Consider the following 17,449-nt stretch of genomic DNA (forward strand, 5'->3'; position numbering starts at 1 on the left):
GCAGGGCCAAAGAGCTTCCCAAAAAGGAGGCTCTTTTTTTTTCTAAACTCAACCTTCTTGGATTTGTTGCATGATTTCTTTAATTTGTTCCTATATTCCTACCTTTGAAAGCGTTATCGTTTTAGTGTAGGAATGTTGGCGGGTTTATGTAAAACAAGGAGGAAGAAGTGTGACAAGGAAAATCAGTAAAGTTGGCGCATCTTTGTTGGTGTTGGCAGCGGCAACGGCAATCGGCGGCTGCACCCAAAGTGAGGCGAAGACAACTGGAAAAGTCGTTTACCAGGAAACAGCCAAAAGTACGTTGGAAAAAGCGATGGACAATCAGCCGGAGTCGTCTTATTGGTTCCCAGAGGATTTGTTGGCATGGTCTTTTGAAAAAGATCCAGATGCGAAATACAATACCAGCGTCGTTCCATTAGCGCAGCGGGCAGCTAAAGAGACGTTGCCGAAGATAAATGACACGCAAACGGCAGAAACCAAAGTCGTAGCGCTTTCGATCATGAATAGCAGTACGAGCGGCAATGCACCACGAGGGATCAATACCTTTGATGCCAATGTCTTTTCTTATTGGCAATACATCGATCAATTGGTTTATTGGGGCGGCTCTTCTGGCGAAGGGATTATCGTACCACCAAGTCCTGATGTAACGGATGCTGCTCATAGGAATGGCGTGCCGGTTTTAGGAACGATCTTCTTTCCACAAACTGCCCATGGTGGGAAGTTGGAATGGCTAGATACGTTTTTAGCTAAGGATGAGGACGGCAATTTTCCGATCGTAGAAAAAATGATCGAAGTTGCCAATACGTATGGCTTTGATGGCTGGTTCATCAATCAAGAAACCGATACGGCGGTCACTAGTTTTGATGATGCAGCGGAAGGTGTCGAACAATCGGGGGCTGATGGTAAAGGACTAAATGAAAGCCACGCCAAAGCGATGCAAGAATTGATCGCCCAATTCAAAGAACAAGCCGACGAGCATTTAGAGATCATGTGGTATGATTCCATGACGAGTGATGGGAAAATGGATTGGCAAAACGCTTTGACGGATAAGAACAAAGCCTATTTGGTGGATGCAGAGATGAACCCATTGGCAGATAGTATGTTCTTGAATTTCTGGTGGACCACTGACAAACTGGCGGACAAAGAGCTGTTGAAGGCCTCCAATGAAAAAGCCCGTGAAATCGGCGTCGATCCTTACGATCTTTTTGCTGGGATCGATGTACAAGAAAATGGCTATTCAACGCCTGTACGCTGGGATCTGTTTACGGATGAAAAAGGCGTTCCTTATACCTCATTGGGCCTGTATGTGCCTAGCTGGACCTATTCTTCTGCTAGTACGCCGGATGATTTCCAAAGCAAAGAGAATGCTTTTTGGGTCAATAACACGGGCGATCCTCGGGAAAGCCAGCTGCCAGAAGCGACAGAGTGGCCTGGGATCTCCACCTATGCCCTGGAACAGACCGCTATCACAGAGCTGCCTTTTGTGACGAATTTTAGTTTGGGGAATGGCTACAACTATTTTATCGAGGGAGAAAAAGTGTCCAGCCGCAATTGGAACAACCGAAGCTTGCAAGCTATTTTGCCGACCTATCGTTGGGTCTTTGACCATGGAAAAGACAATGATTTGGCTGTATCAATCAATTATGCGGATGCCTATAATGGCGGAAATGCACTGAAACTACGTGGACAGATGACAAAAGGCAGTACCAGTCACATGGCATTGTATCAGACAGCATTTCCTGTGACGAAAAAGACGAAGCTGACGACGACTGTCAAAGCAACGGTACCGACAGCTCTTGATTTGGTCGTGACCTTAGCCGATGGTTCAACACAAACGATCAAAGGAGACAAAGAGGTCGCAACAGACTGGACGACGATCACTTACTCATTGAAAGACATCAAAGGGGAAGTGACAGCGATCGGTTATGACATAACCACGAAAGAAACCAGTGATGTCTATGAATTGAATTTAGGGCAATTAACGATCGGAGATCAGAAAGCGGAGAAATTCGCTGCCGAAGCATTGACGGTTGAGGATGTGCTCTTTGATGAGGAAGAGGGCAACTATGCGGGTGTCCGTTTAACGTGGGAAGCTGCCAAGGACACGACAGCTGCGGTTTATGAGATCTACCAATTGAACGATGACGGTTCACGCTCTTTCTTAGCAGCTACGCCAGCAACCAACCACTATTTGAATGCCGTTGAACGTCCAAAAGGAACGAAAACCAAGTTCGCGGTGGTGGCAGTGGATCGCTATGGCAATCGTGGCAAGTTATCCGATACGGTGGAGATCACTTGGCCGAACAATCAGTTGCCAAAAGCAGCCTTTACAGCCTCTAAAACCTTAGCGGCACCGGGGGAAACGATCACCTTCACGAATACCTCATCTGCGAATGCTGAAGCATTTGAATGGACGTTTGAAGGCGGAGATATCACCAGCAGTACAGAAGAAAATCCCCAAGTGACCTATTCGGAACCAGGTACCTACAAAGTCACGCTTGTTGCCAAAAACGAAGCAGGAGAGACCCCTCTGGAAATGGCGGGATTGATCACGATTTCTGCTGATGCGCCGAAAGAGTTGCTGCTGCTTTCAAAAGATGCCGAAGCAACTGCTTCATCGTTTGTCAATGATGCCGAAGCACCGGCTTTTGCCCTCGATGGTGATTTGAGTACGAAGTGGTGTGCGACAGGCAATGCGCCTCATGAGTTGATGATCGATCTCGGTCGGCCACAAACGGTCAGTGAAGTACGCCTCGCTCATGCGGAGGCTGGTGGAGAAGGTCCAGACATGAATACGCGGGCGTATACGGTGCTCGTCAGTGAAGATGGCAAAGACTATGAGCCAGTTTCACGAACGTTGAAAAATGAAGCCGGCAATAGCACCAATACGTTTGCCGTCCAGAAGGTGCAATATGTAAAAATCAGTATCGATAAACCAACACAAGGAGCAGATTCGGCAGCCCGAATCTATGAAGTCGAAGTATACGGAATGGATAAATAGCGAAAAAGAGCAGGGCGTTAAACCTAAGAAGGGAAGCGTCTGAAGCATGCTTTTCTGAAAAATGACCAAACCCAAAAAGCCGTTGCGACCAATAAATGGTCACAACGGCTTTTGCTTTTTGCAAATAAGTTTAGCGTGACGTACGGCTGGCTGGATCTAAGCGGCGTTCAATAAAGCTCAATCCAAGATCCGTAATGATCGCCATCAAGGCAGTTGGTAAAGCACCGGCTAAGATGATCGATGCACCATCCGTCGCATTGGTTCCACGGATGATGATGTCCCCCAGTCCACCAGCACCAACGAAAGCCCCAATAGCGGTGATACCGATCGCCACGACTAAGGCGTTTCGAATCCCTGCCATGATCACCGAAACAGACAATGGCAATTCGATCATATACAATCGTTGCCAGCTAGTCATCCCCATCCCTTTGCCGACATCTAACGTATTGCGGTCGACTTGGCGCATGCCGGTATAGGTATTTTTGATGATCGGTAACAAAGAATAAAGGAAAATCGTTAAAATCACGACATTCACACCTAAGCCCATGCCGATCATTAAAATCGAGATCATCGCTAAAGATGGAATCGTCTGGATGATATTGGCGAAACGAATCACCCAATCTGCCAAACGCATTTTTTTAGAAATCAAGATCCCGATTGGAATCCCGACGATTGAGGCAAAAAGTACCCCGTAGATTGAAATCAAGAAGTGACGAATGAACTGGGCAAAAACATAGCCGCCATTTTCTTGAAAATAGAAAAGAAATTGTTGGAATAAATTCATGTCTGCCATTTCGTCACTCTCCTTCGAAGTAATTATTTTCTTCTAAGAAACGTTCGGCAACTACCGTTGGTTCTAGAAGGTCATTATCCACTTGGTAATTCAATTCTTGCATTTTTTCGGTATCAATTTTGCCTGCTAATTTGTTCAGGGCATCGCCGATTTCAGGTGTTTCTTTCAATAATTTGTCATCGACGATCGGTGCGGCATCATAAGGCGGGAAGAAGTTTAGATCATCTTCTAGCATCACGAGATCGTAACTGCCGATCCGGCCGTCGGTTGAGTACCCTAAAACGATATCCATTTTTCCGTTATCAACAGCATCATAGACGAGACCGATCTGCATCGGTAGGATATTTTGGAAAGAGAATCCATAGGCTTCCTGGAAGCCATCGTACCCATCGCCGACCCGTGTGATCCACGCGGTATCGACCCCTGCGACCAATTGATCTGCGACATCTTTCAAGTCACTGACTTTTTCCAATCCGTATTTTTCAGCAGTGTCTTTCCTGACAAGAAAGACATATGTGTTATCAAAGCCGTAAGATGGGAACCAAGTCTGTTGGTATCGTTTCTCAAATTCTGATTTGACTTTGTCAAAGGCGGCTTGCGGATCAGATTCTGGTTCCAACCCTAACGTAGTGGTCAAGTCAGTTCCTGTGTAGCGGGCAGCTGAGATCGACGCATCGCCATTCATCATCGCTTGGTGATTGATGGTCGTTGTTGCTAAGTTGTTAATGACGGTTGTGTTTTTATCCGTATAGTGTTCGACCATACCGGCAACCACCGCGCCAAGAATTTGGGCTTCGGAAGTGATCCCGCCTGTGATCGCCACGGTATTCTCATCAGAAGTCGATGCTAAACCGGGAAAGGAACAGCCAGACAGTAAAGCGACACTTAAGGAAAACAACAGCGCTAATTTTGAAGTTTTTTTCATTACGCATCCCCCCTTAAGGCAGCTGGTGTCAGTTTGTTTTCTAACAAACCCAGTAACCAGTCAGCTAATAAAGCAAAGATCGTCACTGGAATCGTCCCAGCAAAAATCAAAGGCGGTTGGTAGTTGTTTAGTCCGCTAAAGATCAAATCACCAAGTCCACCGGCACCGATGTAAGAAGCCAAGGTAGCCCAGGCTAAAACATACACGGCCGATAAGCGGATCCCTGCCATGATCGTTGGGATCGCTAGAGGTAATTCCACACTGATGATCGACTGCAAGTTGGTCATCCCCATCCCTTTGGCAACATCGCGGTAATTCCAATCGACTTTTTTCATTCCAATGTAGGTATTTCGCAAAATCGGCAACAAGGAATAAATGAAAAGAGCGACGATAGCAGGGACTTTTCCGACACCTAAAATCGGGATCATCAATGCCAATAGTGCCAAAGAAGGCACGGTTTGCAACGCACTGGTGATGCCGATCACGATCGTTGCTGCTTTGGGGAAACGGGTCAAGATCACACCGATCGGTACGGCAACAAGAATCCCTAAGAGCAAAGCCGCAAAGGAAATATACAAATGTTCAAGACTTTTGGTGACCAATTGGCCGCCATATTCATTAAAGAAGCTTTGCATGCGCTAGACCTCCTCAGTTTCTTCAGGTTTCGCCGACTCAATGGCTTCCATGATCGATGGCTCATCGCCCCAAATCACGTCATAAACGATATCAACTAAGGAAGCACGGGTCAAAATCCCAACTAAATGTTTGTCGGCATCTACTACTGGGACATATTTTAAGCCGCGTTTTAAGATGCGTTGCAAGGTATCCCGCAACAAGGCGGTTTCGCGAACGAAAAAGACATCTTTGTTCAAGATATCGCCGACACTAGTAACTTTGCCACGGTTGCGGTCGATGGATTCGACATCGATGTAGCCTTTTAGCACGTTGCTATTGTCGGTAACAAGCAAGGTATCGACCCGTTTTTCCCGCATCAAGTGAATCGCTTCTTGTATGGATTTTTCTGGTGTGATAGCGATCGGGGTATTTAACATTACGTCTTTGACTGGCGTCGTGTCAGGTTTTGCTTGTAACAAGCGGTCTTCACCGATCAATTCTTCCACAAACGGTGTTGCTGGGTGTTGCAGAATATTTTCTGGTGTATCAAATTGAATGACTTTTCCTTCACTCATGATCACGATACGGCTAGCAAGCTTCAATGCTTCGTCCATATCATGGGTAACGAAGACGACGGTTTTTCCAAGCCGTTCTTGCAAGTCTTTAACCAAATCTTGTAAGGAGTCACGAGTGATTGGGTCTAGTGCGCCAAAAGGCTCATCCATTAAAATGACATCTTGGTCAGCTGCCAAGGCACGGACAACACCGATCCGTTGCTGTTGCCCTCCAGACAATTCGTTGGGGTAACGGTCGAGCATTTCTCGTGGCAATTCCACTAAGTCGATCATGCGCTCGGCAGTTTTGTTGCGTTCTTCTTGGCTGACTTTTAACAATTTTTGAACCAATGTGATGTTTTCCCGAATCGTCATGTGAGGCATCAAACCGATGCTTTGGATCACATAGCCGATTTGACGGCGTAACTCCACTGGGTTGATCTCTGTAACGCTTTTTCCATTGATCAAGATTTTTCCTTTAGAAGGATCCGTCATACGGTTGATCATCCGCATACAAGTCGTCTTTCCGCTACCACTTGTCCCGATGAAGCAAATGAATTCGCCTTTTTCAAAGGAAAGATTCACATCTTCAACAGCGACTTTACCACCTTTGTAAATTTTGGATACCTGCTGAAACTCAATCATGATGTCACCTCTATTTTTATTTAAGCAATCTGAATAATGGCTTATAATCTGTACTAAGTATGCCGAAAAGTCACGTGTTATTCAAATAATCTGCCCATTTTTTTCATAATTGTATAGACAAAAACGAAAATAGCGCCATAAGCAAGTCCAAATTAAGGAGCGATGCATAGAGAAAAGAAGCAGCGAAAATATGTCGTTATTTTTCATTGGGAAAAGGGGTGCTTTTTTGCTGAAGGCCTTAGCAGCAGTCTCTTTATTTTTTTCTAAGAAAGGGCAGAATTAAAAGCTGTTTTTTCAATTTTTATAAAAACATGCTAGAATAGAGAAGAATTTAGGGAAAGAGAGGAACAACATGCTTACAACTGAAGATTTTGATTTTGACTTACCGGAAGAACTGATCGCTCAAACGCCATTAAGTGATCGCTCAAGTTCCCGTTTATTAGTGGTTGACCGCGAGACTGGCAAATTTGAGGACAAGCACTTCTATAACATCATTGATGAATTGGAACCAGGGGATGCCTTGGTGATGAATGATACGCGGGTATTACCAGCTCGTATCTATGGCGAAAAACAAGAAACAGGTGCCCATCTGGAAATCCTTTTACTGAACAATATTGAAGGGGATACGTGGGAAACCTTGATCAAGCCAGCCAAAAGAGCCAAAGTCGGCACGAAGATCACCTTCGGCGACGGACGATTAGAGGCAGTGGTGGAAGAAGAGCTCGATCACGGCGGCCGGATCATTCGTTTTCAATACAAAGGAATCTTTTTAGAGATTCTGGAATCGCTTGGCGAAATGCCGTTACCGCCTTACATCAAAGAACGGCTAGAAGACCCAGACCGCTATCAAACGGTTTATGCCAAAGAAAACGGCTCAGCGGCCGCACCAACTGCCGGCTTGCATTTTACCCCAGAATTGCTAGAGCAGATTGCAGCGAAAGGCGTCAAGCTGGTTTATCTGACTTTGCACGTTGGTTTAGGAACGTTTCGTCCAGTCAGTGTCGATAATATCGCTGATCATGAGATGCACAGCGAATTTTACCGTTTGACAGAAGAAGCTGCCGCACAATTGAACGAGGTTCGGGCAAATGGTGGCAAGATCGTTGCAGTCGGAACGACTTCGATCCGTACATTAGAAACCATTGGGACCAAGTTTGATGGGCAAATCAAAGCCGATAGTGGGTGGACGAGTATTTTTATCACGCCAGGCTATCAGTTTAAAATCGTGGAAGCTTTTTCTACCAACTTCCACCTACCAAAATCAACCTTAGTGATGTTAGTCAGTGCCTTTGCAGGACGCGACCTAACACTTTCTGCCTACCAGCATGCCATCGATGAGCGATATCGCTTCTTTAGCTTTGGCGATGCGATGTTCTTAAAATAAACAAAAAAACTGAGCGACGTAAGCGGCTCTTTAAGTTGAATCAATTTCTCAACTTTTAGAACTGCTTTTTTTGTCGCCCAGCTTACTACTAGAGGAAGGTATAAGTGGTGGTCGCTTTTTGTGGTCCATGCAAAGCAATGTTTCTCGAAAATTTGTTTTCATTTACAAACTTACACATGTTTCGTGTATTCCGATACAAAATGAGACGTATCATTTTTCGATATGGAAATGTTCGATCCTTGTTACGTTTTTCTTCTTGTTACTTTACACGTTTGGTACTAGGTGAAACTTGTACGTTCAACAACTTTTAGTAGATTGAGTTTGCGATATTTACGAAAACCACCAACAGAGTTGCTACCTTCCTTACACTTATACTATAACACGAAAAGGAAGCGTTTGCAAAAGAAAACGATTCTTTTCTTCAAAAAAAAAGACCGGCGAACCGATCTTTTAAGCAAGTGCTCGTTTAGGCAGATTGTCATAGAATGCTGCTTTGGTTGCACTGATGTATGGCGTCAACCATAAGTAGCCAATTCCTGCTGTCATGATGGCCAAAATGTGCCAGCCGATGAAGCTCAGATCAAGGATGAACAGTTGACCTTTGTAGCCTTTCATTAAATGACGGCTACCTGTGATGCAGCTGAGAAAATCTGGCCGCATGCCCGTTTCTTCATAGGTATCATAAAAGACAAAATATGCTTGAGAATAAGAATAAGCTTTAATGATCCCAGGAATGATAAACAGGAACGTCCACAACGTCGTGAAAATAGTCGACAGAATATAGATGACGATGATCCCTAACACGAAAGCGCCACTGAAGCCGCGAAAGACATCAGAAAAAGGCTGGATCGATTGCTTCTTACCGCGTAAAATGTCAAGGAAAGTCCAAGAGATCCCAGCACCGAATAAGGCAGAAAATAGACCGCTGATCAAACCGCCACCACTGCCGCTGCCACTTCCTCCTGCGGAATTGACTGCGTCAGTGGAACCAAGATCATTAAACATACCGCTTTGATACAATGGAATAACAGCAAGAACGATAATGACGAGTGCGATAGCGATCGAGATCAAAGTCGGTACAATACACATCAAAACACTGTCTTTCCAGCGGCCTCTCAGGATTGCTTTTGCTTCTGCTTTTAGTTCTCTATTTGATTTCATTTCAAAAAACCTCCCTTCAATATAAATAACATGATAGCAAACTTTCGCTAAATCTTCAAAAAAAAGTAATAGATGTTTCGCATAACTAGGAGAAAATACTCTTAGTTTCTTTAAACTTCCTTGCAAAATGTAAGGGCAACCCTTATCATAGATAGCGTTGCACAGTTAATTGAGTTTAGAGAGAAAGTAGGGAAATGAATGACGGAACCAGCCATTCGTTATCGTCTGATAAAGAAAGAAAAGCATACCGGTGCCCGTTTAGGCGAACTGATCACGCCTCACGGAACCTTTCCAACGCCAATGTTCATGCCAGTCGGCACATTAGCAACGGTTAAAACCCTTGCCCCTGAAGAGTTGAAAGAAATGGGTGCAGGCGTCATTTTAAGCAATACCTATCACTTGTGGTTGCGTCCAGGAGAAGACATTGTTGCAGAAGCAGGCGGCTTACATAAATTTATGAATTGGGATCAACCGATCTTAACAGATTCAGGTGGTTTCCAAGTCTTTTCATTAGCCGAAATGCGCAACATCGTCGAAGAAGGTGTCCATTTCAAAAACCATTTGAATGGGTCGAAAATGTTTTTATCTCCTGAAAAAGCGATTGATATCCAAAACAAATTAGGATCAGATATCATGATGAGTTTTGATGAGTGTCCGCCATTTGATGAAAGCTATGACTACGTCAAAAAATCGGTGGAACGGACGTCTCGCTGGGCAGAACGTGGCTTGAAAGCTCATGCCAATCCAGATCGTCAAGGCTTGTTTGGGATCATTCAAGGTGCAGGCTTTGAAGACTTGCGCAAGCAAAGTGCCCAAGACTTGATTAGTATGGACTTCCCAGGGTATTCTATCGGCGGCCTGTCAGTTGGCGAACCAAAAGCGGAAATGAATCGCGTGTTGGAATTTACGACCCCTTGGATTCCAGAAAATAAACCACGTTACCTAATGGGCGTTGGGGCAGCCGACTCCTTGATCGATGGCGTGATTCGCGGTGTCGATATGTTCGACTGCGTTTTACCAACACGGATCGCAAGAAACGGTACCTGTATGACTTCAAAAGGTCGTTTAGTCGTGAAAAATGCGCAATATGCCCGTGACTTTCGACCAATTGACGAGAAGTGTGATTGCTATACATGTAAAAACTATTCTCGTGCGTACATCCGCCACTTGATCAAATGTGATGAAACCTTTGGTATGCGTTTGACGTCTTACCACAATGTCTACTTCTTATTGAATCTGATGAAAAATGTCCGTCAAGCCATCATGGACGACAACTTGTTGGAGTTCCGTGAGCATTTTATTGAAGAGTATGGGTTCAACAAGGAAAATGCGAGGAATTTCTAACATTCTCTACTAAAATGGTGGGAATAATAGAGGAATTCTGATAAAGTAACTTATAGAAAGAAAATAAATCGAGGTGAAAAAAATGGCACAATCTTTACCAATGCTCTTTATGCTGGTTGCTTTAGTGGCAATGTGGTTCTTTATGAGTCGTTCACAAAAGAAACAACAGCAAGAGCGTAAAAATCTTTTAGAAAATATGAAAGCTGGCGATGAAGTCGTAACCATCGGCGGACTCCACGGCGTTCTTTCTGAAGTCAACACAGAAAAAAGCACCGTGATCATCGACTGTGAAGGAATTTTCTTAGAGTTTGATCGTTCAGCGATCCGCACAGTGAAACCTGGAACTGTTGCATCCGTTGAGACACAAATCGAACCGGCTGATGTCGAAGACGCAACGAGCATCCAAGACGAAACCAAAGAATAAGCACAAACGCACCGTCGCTTTCTCAGAAGCGATGGTGCGTTTTTTTAGTAGTCGGACAGTTTCTAAAATAAAACAAGCACCGCAGCAAAACAGAGATCGCTCGTTTTGCTGCAGTGTTTTGATTGCCTTCGCTACTCGATCGGAATCAGTTTCTTTGACGCTTGTTTGCCTTGATCTTTTGGCAACGTCAATTTCAAAATTCCTTCAGCGTAAGAGGCTTTGATTTCATCCTCTTTGACGTTTTCTAACAGGTATTGTCGCCGAACGCTTGTCAAGCTGCGCTCGCTGCGAACCAGACGTCCTTTTTCATCTTCGGTCGCATGATCCGTCTGGTGTTGTCCCGTAATCGTTAAAACCCCATTCTCATAGGTTACTTGAATATTTTCCTTAGGGATGCCAGGCAGTTCTGCTTCAACGAGAAATTCCTTGTCATTCTCGTGAATATCGGTTTTGATCAGGTTCGATGGAAACCCATCAAAAAAACTGCGGCCAAAATCTTCAAAGAAATCAAAAGGTGTCATACTGTATGAATCTGAGCGGCGTGGCACAATCTCATGTGTCATAAGAATCATCCTTTCTTTATTCTTTTGTTTTTACACTTTTTATTTTATTCATTTTTTAGCGAATTTCAAGTGATTTACTCGCTTTAAAAAAATCTTAAAAAACCTTTTATACCAACGTTTTACTCCTTGATTTTGGCGTTTTTTTACATTGCTTTGTTTCCATTTCTGCCTTCATTTCTCCTGCTTTTTTCGCGTGACAGTATATACTTAATGATATATACTAAAAGCGAAGTGGAGGAGGAAAAACATGGCACGTTATAGAAAACGAATGCTTGTTGCTTTGATCTATGCATTGTTGTCGTCGATTGCTTTAAATCTCTTTTGGCTGCCGGGAAATATTTATGCGAGTGGGATCACTGGTTTGTCGCAATTGTTGTCGCAGCTTTTAGACGAGCAGTTGAATCTGCAGCTTTCGATCCCGCTTTTGGTGCTTTTTTTTAATGCGCCATTGTTAGCGGTTGCTTGGGTCAAAATCGATCGAGAATTTACCATCATGACGGTTTGTACCGTCGTCCTGTCTTCTGTTATGATGAAGGTGGTACCGGTCATTGCTTTAACGACCGATCCGGTGATCTGTGCCGTGTTCGGCGGATTGCTGCACGGGGTGTCGGTGGGCTTGACATTGAACGACGATTTTTCAACGGGTGGGCTTGATATTTTAGGGATTTTAGTGAAAAAAGCCACTGGTAGAAGTATCGGCAGTTTCTTTATCGGCTTCAATGTCAGTTTGCAGCTAGCAGCCGGGCTGATCTTTGGCTGGCCCTATGCTTTTTATAGTGCCATTTCCTTCTTCATCAGTGGGCGGATGGTCGACTACGTCAACCTGAAGCAGCGGCGTGTGCAGCTGCTGGTCGTTACAGAAAAAGCAGAACCCGTCATTACGACGCTGCAATGTGCCTTGCAGCGAGGCATCACGGTCATCAAAGATGTCGAAGGTGGATTTGATCATCAACAGAAAAAACTATTATTACTTGTCATTTCCCATAGAGAACTCAAGACCGTCGAAGGCATGATCCAAGGAATCGATGAACAAGCGTTTGTCAGTGTTTCTTCTGGCGTCAGTGCCAATCGATCGTTTTATGAATGGTAGCAAAGTGAAAGAAAGTAGGAGAGACGTTGAAAAAACAAGCAGTATTTCAAGAAGTTGCCCAGCAGATTGCGCAACGGGTTCATGAAGGTACGTACGTGACGAGCCAAAAACTTCCTTCCGATTATGATTTAGCAGAGGAATTTCAGTGCAGCCGTTTAACGGTGCGCAAAGCCATCGATCTATTGATTGGCCAGAATTTGTTGGTGAAAGAAAAAGGCAAAGGAACCTATGTCATGAAACAGCCCAAGATCCAAAGCGGCTCCGGCGGCCTTCAAAGTTTTACTGAAACTGCAAAGGTCCAAGGGAAAAAGACCCGTACGGAAGTTCTGCATATCGAAACCGTCAAAGAGCTCCCGATAGAGATTGGTCAGTTGTTTGGTGATTACGCCAAGGAACCGATCGTTTATTTGGTGCGCTTGCGTTACTTTGATGATGAGCCGATGACGGTGGAAAATCTTTACGTACTGAAACGCTATCTGCAAGAAGGCACCGCAGAACTCACGAAAGCTCAATTAGAGTCGTCTTTATATCAAGTCATTGAAGCCAACATCGAGATTGGTTATTCCCATCAAGAGGTGGAAGCTGTGAAAAGTCCTGCCGATATTGCGAAACTTTTACAGGTGCCTCAAGAGGAACCGATGCTTTTGGTCCATTCGATGACCTATTCCGCATCAGCCAAACCGATCTTATACGATACATCCTATTACCGAGCAGACAAATATACCTTCAAAAATACATTAGTTCGTCAAAAATAAAATCAATCCTTTAGAGGTGAAGACAGTGGATCCACTCACAGCAAGTATTGAAGCCAATTGGTCAGAATTTCTCACGCTTTTGAGCGAAGTGATGCAGATTGCAAGCGTCAAAGGTGAGCCGGCGCCCCATGCGCCTTATGGCAAGGGACCACGAGAAGTGTTAGCATACGTCATGGAAAAAAGCGCAGCATACGGGTTTCAAACAACGGTCATTGATGATGCAATCGGCTATGCCCATTGGGGACCAACGGATACCGACTATATCGGTGTGTTAGGACACTTGGATGTCGTGCCGGCAGGTTCTGGCTGGAGCTATCCACCGTTTGCACTAACTGAAAAGGACGGCAACTTTTATGGCCGAGGGATTTTAGACAACAAAGGCCCAATCATCAGCTGTTTGTTTGCCATGAAATTGTTGAAAGACCTTGGTCATCAACCGCAATTACCGCTGCGGATCATTTTCGGTACAGATGAAGAAAGCGGTATGTCGGATATCCCGCATTATCTAGCGGCTGAGCAGCCACCGCGTTTTGGTTTTACGCCAGACTGCAAGTACCCAGTGGTTTACGGCGAACGAGGTGTCGTCAATGTGCAACTTGATTTTCCGTTGCCCGCCCAAGAACAGCAGCTGTTAGCGGCGTTTTCTGGCGATCAATTCCGCGATCATGTGCCAGACCACCTATCGGTAACCATAGGCAGCCAGTCCTTTGAAGCACTAGGCAAACGCTCCCCTAGCAATGCCCCTGAGCTAGGGGACAATGCCATTACAAAGCTTGCCCAGCAAGCAGCACCGCAACTAGCGGCGACACCGTCCTTGCAAGCAGCTTTGCAGTGGATCGCCCAAAGTTTTCACCAGCAGCACTATGGCGAAGGCGTTGATTTGGTACTAGAAGATGCTGATTCAGGAAAGTTGATCTTGACCCCTGTGGTTCTCCAAAAATCCGCCAGTGGACTAGCGTTAGAAGTGGCCTTTCGCTATCCTGTATCGGTAACGGAGGAACAAGTACTCGCTGGGGTGCAAAAGGCATTGCCAGAAGGGGCAAGCCTTACGATCCTTCGCAGCATTCCGGGGTTCTGCCGATCAAAAGATGCCCCCGAAATCCAAACGCTATCGACGATCTATCAACAAGTAACGGGCAATGATCCAACCCCCGTGACCACTACAGGAGCAACCTATGCCCGCAAGATGCCAAATATCCTTGCTTTCGGTCCGTCTTTTCCAGGGCAAAAAGGGATCGCTCATAACCAAGATGAGTACATGGCGGTTGCCGATCTACGGATGAATCTTGAAATTTATCTGCGCAGCTTACAAGCACTGACAAAATAAGCGAAGACGCGAACGAAGAAGAGTTTTTCCAATTTTTTTGAGAAACTCTTTTTTTAGTATAGACATAGTAGTATATACCGTATAGAATATACTTGAAAGCGCTATGAAAAATGGAGGGATATTTATGTGGGGAATGATTGCTACATGGCGGATGGCACACGATGGCGTGCTCGCTGCTAAATCACTATTAGAACAACAAGGCTCCTGCCAAGATGCAGTAGAAACAGCCATTAAAGCAGTGGAAGATTATCCATTTTATAAATCGGTGGGGTATGGCGGGCTGCCCAACGAAGAAGGCGTGTTGGAAATGGACGCTGCCTTCATGGATGGTGATACCTTCAAAATTGGTGCCGTCGCTGGGATCGTCGATGTGGAAAATCCTATTTCCGTGGCACGCCGCCTAAGTGAGGAAAAATTCAATAGTTTTCGGATCGGCCAAGGAGCGGTCGCTTATGCGCTTGCCGAAGGATTCCAGCCCAAAGCGATGCTGACACCGCGAGCCAAAACCATTTGGGAAAAGCGCAAAGCAGAGATCGCTGCCAACAACCTCGATCCCTATGACGGCCACGATACAGTGGGAGTAGTTGCGCTAGATGAACACCAAAGCATGGCAGCAGGAACCTCTAGTTCTGGTTTATTTATGAAAAAAAGCGGTCGTGTCGGCGATTCACCTTTATCTGGTTCTGGTTTTTATGTGGATAGTGAAATCGGCGGTGCCGCTGCCACAGGGTTAGGGGAAGACTTGATGAAAGGCTGCCTTTCCTACGAAATCGTCCGTTTGATGGGAGAAGGGCTAGCACCGCAAGAAGCATGTGATCAAGCCGTTTACGACTTTGAAGCGCGATTGAAGAAGCGCTATGGCAAAGCCGGCGCCTTCTCGCTGATCGCCTTAGATAAACAGGGGCGCTGGGGCGTGGCAACCAATGTAGAATTTACCTTTAGTGTCGCAACCACCAATCAAGCGCCAGCTATTTTTATGGCAACGCCAGGACCTGAGCAGACAACCATGATCGAGCCTATTACGAAAGAATGGTTGGAAGCGTATGAAGAACGAATCAAAGCGCCGGTCTAACAACCGCGATTGAGAAAAACAAACATTGGAGGAATGGATATGGCAACGAAAAAAATCTATTTGTTTTGTGAAGCTGGAATGTCAACGAGTATCATGGTCAATAAAATGATGGAAGTCGTCAAAAAGCACAACATGCCTTTGACGATCGAAGCATTCCCTGCAATCCATGCAGAAGAAAAAGTCGAACAAGAAAAACCAGTTGCTATTTTGTTAGGTCCACAAGTACGACACTTAGATAGCAAAATGAAAGCAACTTTCGAGCCAATGGGGATTCCAGTCGGCACGATCGCAACAGAAGCATACGGCATGATGGATGGCGAACGAGCATTGAAAGATGCCTTAAGCTTGATCAAAAAAGCCAAAGCAAAGTAATAAAAGTGTTGGAGTAACAGGGGACTACGTGTTATCTGCCAGATAGCACGCAGATGGGAGGAAGAAAAATGCAGAAATTTTTAAACTGGTTAGAAAAAGTGTTAACACCGATGGCAAAGACGATTGGTGAAAACAAATATTTGATTGCGATTCGTGATGGTTTCTTATTATCCACACCGTTGTTGATCGTGGGTTCACTCTTTTTAGTCTTGACCAATTTTCCGATTCCAAATTGGAACGAGATGATGAGCAGTTTGCTGGGAGACAACTGGGCAACGATGTTGAATATGCCAGCAACAGCCAGCTTTGACATTATGACGATTTTAGCCGTTGGTGGGATCGGGTATAGTTTGGCAAAACAGTTTAAAGTTGATGCCATGCAAGCAGCCATTATTTCACTCGTTTCTTTTTTTATCGTGACACCATTTACGACCGTTTTCACACCAGAAGGCTCTACGGAAGTGTATGAAGTTGGCAGCCTGCCATTACGGTGGATGGGTTCCAGCGGTTTGTTCTTAGGGATGGTCGTTGCCTTGATTTCCACCAGAATGTTCGTTGCGTTATTACGCAAAGGGTGGACGATCAAAATGCCTGACGGTGTTCCCCCAACCGTGGTGAAATCCTTTGAGGCATTGATTCCTAGTTTTGTGATCGTGACGGTTTTTATGATCGCCAACTGGTTAGCCAACTTGACGTCTTATGGCAATCTCCAAGAGATCCTCTTTAAGTTCTTACAGACACCGTTGTTAAGTTTAGGAAATACTTTAGGTGCCATGATCATAGCTTACCTATTTTTGCATTTTTTCTGGTTCTTTGGGATCAATGGTTCCAGTGTGGTCGGTGCCGTCTTCAACCCTATCTTACGGGCATTATCTATTGAAAACTTAGATGCTTTCAAGAATGGCGCAGAAATTCCTAACATCATCACCGGTCAATTTCAAGACATGTTCGCGACCTTTGGCGGGGGCGGTTCGACATTATCTTTGATTTTAGTCATGATCTTAGTCTGTAAAAGCCAAAGGGTCAAAAAACTATCACAGTTATCGTTAATCCCAGGTATTTTCGGGATCAATGAACCAATCATCTTTGGGTTACCAATCGTCTTGAATCCAGTTCTGCTGATTCCTTTTGCTTTAGTGCCAACGATCAATATTATTATCTCTTACTTCTGTATGGATCTTGGGTTAGTCAACTATACCAATGGAATTCAGCTGCCATGGACCACGCCACCGATTATTTCTGGTTTCTTAGTCAGTGGTTGGCAAGCGGCCGTGTTACAAGTCTTGTTGATCCTCTTAGGAATGGCTATTTATTACCCGTTTATCAAAGTCTTAGATAATCAATATCTAAAAGAAGAAGCGGATGCCGTTGAACAAGAAGAAGAGGAAATCAATTTTGATGATTTCGATTTTGATGATCTGTAA

The 17,449-nt window shown here is 44.8% G+C and carries 16 protein-coding genes; 10 read left to right on the plus strand and 6 right to left on the minus strand.

Annotation, left to right across the window (positions count from 1 at the left end; genetic code table 11):
- The first annotated feature begins 169 nt into the window (after window positions 1-169).
- A complete protein-coding gene (locus IGJ01_RS02320; RefSeq protein WP_430601358.1) occupies window positions 170-3,001 on the plus strand; it encodes an endo-beta-N-acetylglucosaminidase in 2,832 nt (943 codons plus the stop codon).
- 130 nt (window positions 3,002-3,131) lie between these two features.
- Here the strand turns inward: IGJ01_RS02320 and IGJ01_RS02325 are convergent, their stop codons facing one another.
- From IGJ01_RS02325 to IGJ01_RS02340, 4 genes are read right to left on the minus strand one after another with little or no spacing between them, the layout of a single operon-like run.
- Entirely contained in the window at window positions 3,132-3,794 is a 663-nt protein-coding gene (locus IGJ01_RS02325) for an ABC transporter permease (protein ID WP_005227316.1), read from the minus strand.
- 4 nt (window positions 3,795-3,798) lie between these two features.
- Window positions 3,799-4,719 carry an osmoprotectant ABC transporter substrate-binding protein gene (locus IGJ01_RS02330; RefSeq protein ID WP_008376082.1) on the minus strand — a complete coding sequence of 307 codons (921 nt, stop codon included), beginning with the start codon at window positions 4,717-4,719 and terminating at the stop codon, window positions 3,799-3,801.
- Complete coding sequence (locus tag IGJ01_RS02335; protein ID WP_005227319.1) at window positions 4,719-5,354, minus strand: ABC transporter permease; 636 nt, start codon at window positions 5,352-5,354, stop codon at window positions 4,719-4,721. The genes IGJ01_RS02330 and IGJ01_RS02335 overlap by 1 nt, the downstream gene beginning before the upstream one ends.
- Window positions 5,355-5,357: 3 nt before the next feature.
- A complete protein-coding gene (locus tag IGJ01_RS02340) occupies window positions 5,358-6,533 on the minus strand; it encodes a betaine/proline/choline family ABC transporter ATP-binding protein (RefSeq protein WP_008376079.1) in 1,176 nt (391 codons plus the stop codon).
- 352 nt (window positions 6,534-6,885) lie between these two features.
- On the opposite strand from IGJ01_RS02340, the gene queA reads away from it, so the two are divergent.
- Window positions 6,886-7,917: a tRNA preQ1(34) S-adenosylmethionine ribosyltransferase-isomerase QueA gene (gene queA, locus IGJ01_RS02345; RefSeq protein WP_008376077.1), complete on the plus strand. Its 1,032-nt coding sequence runs from the start codon at window positions 6,886-6,888 to the stop codon at window positions 7,915-7,917.
- Window positions 7,918-8,367: 450 nt separating this feature from the next.
- Here queA and IGJ01_RS02350 read toward each other — a convergent pair whose 3' ends face one another.
- Entirely contained in the window at window positions 8,368-9,078 is a 711-nt protein-coding gene (locus IGJ01_RS02350; protein ID WP_005227331.1) for a DUF975 family protein, read from the minus strand.
- Window positions 9,079-9,276: 198 nt separating this feature from the next.
- On the opposite strand from IGJ01_RS02350, the gene tgt reads away from it, so the two are divergent.
- Complete coding sequence (tgt, locus tag IGJ01_RS02355) at window positions 9,277-10,422, plus strand: tRNA guanosine(34) transglycosylase Tgt (protein ID WP_005227333.1); 1,146 nt, start codon at window positions 9,277-9,279, stop codon at window positions 10,420-10,422.
- 82 nt (window positions 10,423-10,504) lie between these two features.
- A complete protein-coding gene (gene yajC / locus IGJ01_RS02360; protein ID WP_005232170.1) occupies window positions 10,505-10,846 on the plus strand; it encodes a preprotein translocase subunit YajC in 342 nt (113 codons plus the stop codon).
- A 131-nt stretch (window positions 10,847-10,977) separates the two neighbouring features.
- Here yajC and IGJ01_RS02365 read toward each other — a convergent pair whose 3' ends face one another.
- Window positions 10,978-11,409: an Hsp20/alpha crystallin family protein gene (locus tag IGJ01_RS02365; protein ID WP_005227339.1), complete on the minus strand. Its 432-nt coding sequence runs from the start codon at window positions 11,407-11,409 to the stop codon at window positions 10,978-10,980.
- A gap of 247 nt (window positions 11,410-11,656) precedes the next feature.
- Between IGJ01_RS02365 and IGJ01_RS02370 the strand changes: the two genes are divergently transcribed.
- The 6 genes from IGJ01_RS02370 to celB all read left to right on the plus strand — a co-directional run bounded on the left by IGJ01_RS02370 (window position 11,657) and on the right by celB (window position 17,449).
- Entirely contained in the window at window positions 11,657-12,499 is an 843-nt protein-coding gene (locus IGJ01_RS02370) for a YitT family protein (RefSeq protein ID WP_430601359.1), read from the plus strand.
- A gap of 26 nt (window positions 12,500-12,525) precedes the next feature.
- Entirely contained in the window at window positions 12,526-13,254 is a 729-nt protein-coding gene (locus IGJ01_RS02375) for a GntR family transcriptional regulator, LSA1692 subfamily (protein WP_016611378.1), read from the plus strand.
- 25 nt (window positions 13,255-13,279) lie between these two features.
- Window positions 13,280-14,581 carry a Sapep family Mn(2+)-dependent dipeptidase gene (locus IGJ01_RS02380; RefSeq protein WP_430601360.1) on the plus strand — a complete coding sequence of 434 codons (1,302 nt, stop codon included), beginning with the start codon at window positions 13,280-13,282 and terminating at the stop codon, window positions 14,579-14,581.
- Window positions 14,582-14,705: 124 nt separating this feature from the next.
- The gene (locus tag IGJ01_RS02385; RefSeq protein ID WP_086299062.1) at window positions 14,706-15,653 is read left to right on the plus strand and encodes a N(4)-(beta-N-acetylglucosaminyl)-L-asparaginase; all 948 of its coding nucleotides are present in this window, start codon (window positions 14,706-14,708) and stop codon (window positions 15,651-15,653) included.
- A 39-nt stretch (window positions 15,654-15,692) separates the two neighbouring features.
- Window positions 15,693-16,025 carry a PTS sugar transporter subunit IIB gene (locus IGJ01_RS02390; protein WP_005227348.1) on the plus strand — a complete coding sequence of 111 codons (333 nt, stop codon included), beginning with the start codon at window positions 15,693-15,695 and terminating at the stop codon, window positions 16,023-16,025.
- A gap of 68 nt (window positions 16,026-16,093) precedes the next feature.
- Window positions 16,094-17,449 carry a PTS cellobiose transporter subunit IIC gene (gene celB / locus IGJ01_RS02395; protein WP_034872054.1) on the plus strand — a complete coding sequence of 452 codons (1,356 nt, stop codon included), beginning with the start codon at window positions 16,094-16,096 and terminating at the stop codon, window positions 17,447-17,449.

Source organism: Enterococcus sp. AZ089 (assembly GCF_050547225.1).
Lineage (GTDB): Bacteria > Bacillota > Bacilli > Lactobacillales > Enterococcaceae > Enterococcus_D > Enterococcus_D entomosocium.